This window comes from Mycobacterium sp. 1245499.0 (assembly GCF_001673615.1).
GTDB lineage: Bacteria > Actinomycetota > Actinomycetes > Mycobacteriales > Mycobacteriaceae > Mycobacterium > Mycobacterium europaeum_A.
Window position 1 is genome coordinate 1 of the sequence record NZ_LZMG01000195.1, and the last position, 3,659, is coordinate 3,659.

Annotated in this window: 4 protein-coding genes and 1 pseudogene; 3 read left to right on the top strand and 2 right to left on the bottom strand. The window is 71.4% G+C overall.

Translation table 11 applies throughout. From position 1 onward, the window contains the following. Together A5646_RS28930 and A5646_RS11435 are read right to left on the bottom strand one after the other, a co-directional pair. Positions 1–90: pseudogene (locus A5646_RS28930) on the bottom strand (TIGR03089 family protein); the annotation flags it as partial. Positions 91–96: 6 nt separating this feature from the next. Continuing rightward, a complete protein-coding gene (locus A5646_RS11435; protein WP_066878849.1) occupies positions 97–1,569 on the bottom strand; it encodes an LCP family protein in 1,473 nt (490 codons plus the stop codon). A 99-nt stretch (positions 1,570–1,668) separates the two neighbouring features. On the opposite strand from A5646_RS11435, the gene rfbD reads away from it, so the two are divergent. The 3 genes from rfbD to A5646_RS28030 form a co-directional block, all read left to right on the top strand. Continuing rightward, complete coding sequence (gene rfbD / locus A5646_RS11440) at positions 1,669–2,586, top strand: dTDP-4-dehydrorhamnose reductase (protein ID WP_066878851.1); 918 nt, start codon at positions 1,669–1,671, stop codon at positions 2,584–2,586. Beyond that, on the top strand, positions 2,546–3,469 hold the full coding sequence (locus A5646_RS11445; protein WP_156752943.1) for a glycosyltransferase family 2 protein: 924 nt from the start codon (positions 2,546–2,548) through the stop codon (positions 3,467–3,469). Before rfbD ends, A5646_RS11445 begins: the two co-directional genes overlap by 41 nt. Before the next feature lie 13 nt (positions 3,470–3,482). Next, positions 3,483–3,659: sugar phosphate nucleotidyltransferase (locus A5646_RS28030; RefSeq protein WP_156765583.1), on the top strand; the 177-nt coding region annotated here is incomplete at its 3' end.

Here is a 3,659-nt window from a genome sequence, read left to right on the forward strand (position 1 = left end):
GTCGTCGTAGTAGGTGATGCGCGGTCCCACCGGATCGGCCCGCAGCAGCGGATCGAGGATGGCCCCGCTCAGCGTGATCGATTGCGGCACAGGTCGTCAGTTTATGCACTCGGGCTTGTCGGAACCGGCGGTCAGGATCGGCGATGGCGCCGGAGCCTTAGGGTCGGTCGTCACCGCACCGGCGGTCGACACCTTGGCGGGCATGATCGTCGCGTCGCCGGACAGGCCCGAGCCCGGACCGCTGTAGTCGTTGGCCAGCACCACCCGCACCGCGCCCGGCGCCAGCGAGGTGTCGGCGACCACCGGCAGCCCACCCAGTTCCTTGGAGATCTCCTTGGCCCCCAGGTCGTCGCTCTTGGCGGCGCGCACCTGGCTGGTCTTGACGTGCCCGCCGTCGTTGTTGCCCACCGTTCCGGGTGCAAAACCCTTGGCGCTCAACACGTCGGACACCGCCGCGGCCAAGCCGTTGATGTCGGTGTCATTGACGACGCTGGCGGTGGTCTTGGCCGGGGTGTAGGCGATCTCCTCGGTCTTGCCCTGTTCCTGCTCGTGCAGCAGGCCGCCGACCCAGTCAGCGACCTGATGCGGGTCCAGCCGCACCACGCTCTGCATGCCGTCGTCGCTCCAGCCGGCGCCGTCGAGCACCGGGATGGTGGCGAATGCGACGTTGCCACCGGCCAGCTTCTGCATCTGTTGCACGAAATCCATGACGTCCCAACCGGCGGAGATCACCACCGAGCGCTGGACGGCGGCCTCCAGCCGCTTGACCGTGCTGGGGCTGGACAGCGTCTGCCCGGAGATGACCCGGTGGGCCAGCGAGGCCATCACCACCTGCTGGCGCACCACCCGGTCTAGGTCGCCGCGCGGCAGCTCGTGGCGCTGACGCACGAAGCTGAGCGCTTCGGGGCCGCTGAGTCGTTGCGGGCCGGCGGGGAAGTCGGCGCCCGAAAGCGGTTCGAACACCGGCTCTTTGAGGCAGACGTCGACGCCGCCGAGGGCGTCGGTGATCAGCGAGAAGCCCAGCAGGCCGATCTCGGCGTAGTGGTCGACGGTGACGCCGGTGAGGTCGGCGACGGTCTTGATCAGCGCCTCGCGGCCGGCCTCGGTGCCCTGGGCGGCCGCGTCGGCGGCGGAGTCGCCGGCCCTGACCAGCGCGGCGCGCTTGGCCTCCCGGGTCTGGCCGTAGACGCCGTTGATCTTGGTCTTGCCCAGGCCCGGGGCGGCGACGTAGGAGTCGCGCGGGATCGAGATCGCGGTGGCCGACTTCCCGTTGTTAGGGATGCGGATCAGGATGATCGTGTCGGTGTTGGTGGCTTCCTCGTCGCCGGCCTTGAGCGTGTCCAGCTCCTCCTGGGTCAACGGGTTGCCGTGCGCGTCGGTGCGGCTGTCGAGGCCGACCAGCAGGATGTCGATCGCGCCGTCGTCGCCGCCCTTGCCCAGCGAGGGCGCGGACATGTGAAAGATGCCGTCTTCGAAGGACCGCACATTGGTCCACGCGATCCCGGTGCCGAGGACGACCGCGAGCGTCAGCGCGGTGGCAATCACACGAACCACACGTTGCACAGGCATCCCACTACATTACTTGCGACACAGGAGCTTCACGGGTAGCCGGCGCCCGCGCGCCCCGGCCTTCGTCCCGGCGTTTCGGGCCATGCCAAACTGAAAACCATGTCAGCCAGGATCGTGATTGCCGGCGCCGGTGGGCAGCTGGGCGGCTATTTGACCTCGTTGGCGGCGACTCAGGGCCGCGACGCGCTGGCGCTGACGTCGTCGCAGTGGGACATCACCGATCCCGCCGCCGCGCAACGGATCGTGCAGCGCGGCGACGTCGTCATCAACTGCGCGGCCTACACCGACGTCGACGGCGCCGAGAGCGACGAGGCCGGCGCGTTCGCGGTCAACGAGACCGGCCCCGGCCACATAGCCGCGGCCTGCGCGAAGGCAGGCGCCCGGCTGATCCACGTCTCCACCGACTACGTGTTCAACGGGGATTTCGGCGGTGCCGCGCCCCGGCCGTACGAGCCCACCGATCAGACCGCGCCGCAAAGCGTCTACGCCCGCAGCAAGGTCGCGGGGGAGCGGGCCGTGCTCGCGGCGCTGCCCGAGGCGGTCGTCGTCCGCACCGCCTGGGTCTACACCGGCGGCACCGGCAAGGACTTCGTCGCGGTGATGCGCCGCCTGGCCGCCGGCGACGGCCCGGTCGACGTGGTCGACGACCAGACCGGCTCGCCGACCTACGTCGGCGACCTGGCCGCCGCGCTGTTGCAGATCGTCGACGATCGCGTGCCGGGCCCGATCCTGCACGCCGCCAACGAGGGCGCCTGCTCGCGGTTCGAGCAGGCCCGCGCGGTCTTCGAGGAATGCGGTGCCGACCCGGCGCGGGTGCGCCCCGTCACCACCGCACAGTTCCCGCGGCCGGCCCCCCGGCCCCCTTACACCGCGCTGGGCAGCGGCCAGTCCGTCGCGGCGGGCCTGCGGCCGCTGCGGCCCTGGCGCCCCGCGCTTGCCGCGGCGCTGGCCGCCGCCCGCGCAGGCACGGATGGCGATGGCGGGGCCGAGCGGCCGGTACCCTCTACGCGTGACTGACGTCCTGCCGGTCGTGACGGTGACCTACTCACCGGGCCCACACCTGGAGCGCTTCCTGGCCTCGCTGTCGCTGGCCACCGAGCGCGAGGTGTGCGTGCTGCTGGCCGACAACGGCTCCACCGACGGCACCCCGCAGGCGGCCGTCGATCGCTACCCCAACGTGCGGCTGTTCCACACCGGCGCCAACCTCGGCTACGGGACCGCGGTGAATCGGGCCGTCGCGCAGCTGGACCGCGACGGCGACTGGGTTATCGTCGCCAACCCCGACGTGCAGTGGGGACCGGGCAGCATCGACGCGCTGCTCGACGCCGCGGCGCGCTGGCCGCGCGCCGGCGCGCTGGGGCCGCTGGTCCGCGATCCCGACGGGTCGGTGTACCCGTCGGCGCGCCACCTGCCCAGCCTGATCCGCGGCGGCATGCACGCCGTCGTCGGGCCGTTCTGGAAGACCAATCCGTGGTCGGCGGCCTACCGCCAGGAGCGCCTCGAGCCCAGCGAGCGGCCGGTGGGCTGGCTGTCGGGCTCGTGCCTGCTGGTGCGCCGGTCGGCGTTCGGCCAGATCGGCGGGTTCGACGAGCGCTACTTCATGTACATGGAGGATGTCGACCTGGGCGACCGGCTGGGCAAGGCCGGCTGGCTTTCCGTCTACGTGCCGTCGGCCGAGGTGCTGCACCACAAGGGCCACTCCACCGGCGGGGACCCGGCCAACCACCTGGCCGCGCACCACAAGAGCACGTATCTCTTTCTCGCCGACCGGCATTCCGGCTGGTTGCGCGCTCCGCTGCGCTGGACGCTGCGCGCCTCGCTGGCGGTGCGGTCGCGCCTGATGGTGCGCAGCGCGCTGCGCGCGGCCGGGCGGCAGAAACTCCTAGAAGGGCGACACTGAGGTGGCTGATCTGGTGGGGGGTCCGCAAGTCGATGTGGTGATCCTGGTCGGGGGCAAGGGCACCCGGCTGCGGCCGCTGACGTTGTCGGCGCCCAAGCCGATGCTGCCCACCGCCGGATTGCCGTTCCTGACCCATCTGCTGTCGCGGGTCGCCGCGGCGGGCATCGAGCACGTCATCCTCAGCACGTCG

Bases quoted from the DNA above. Each gene is read 5' to 3' on its own strand.
- A5646_RS11445 (WP_156752943.1), top strand. From the start codon at position 2,546: ATGGCGGGGCCGAGCGGCCGGTACCCTCTACGCGTGACTGACGTCCTG.
- A5646_RS11435 (WP_066878849.1), bottom strand. From the start codon at position 1,569: ATGCCTGTGCAACGTGTGGTTCGTGTGATTGCCACCGCGCTGACGCTC.
- rfbD (WP_066878851.1), top strand. From the start codon at position 1,669: ATGTCAGCCAGGATCGTGATTGCCGGCGCCGGTGGGCAGCTGGGCGGC.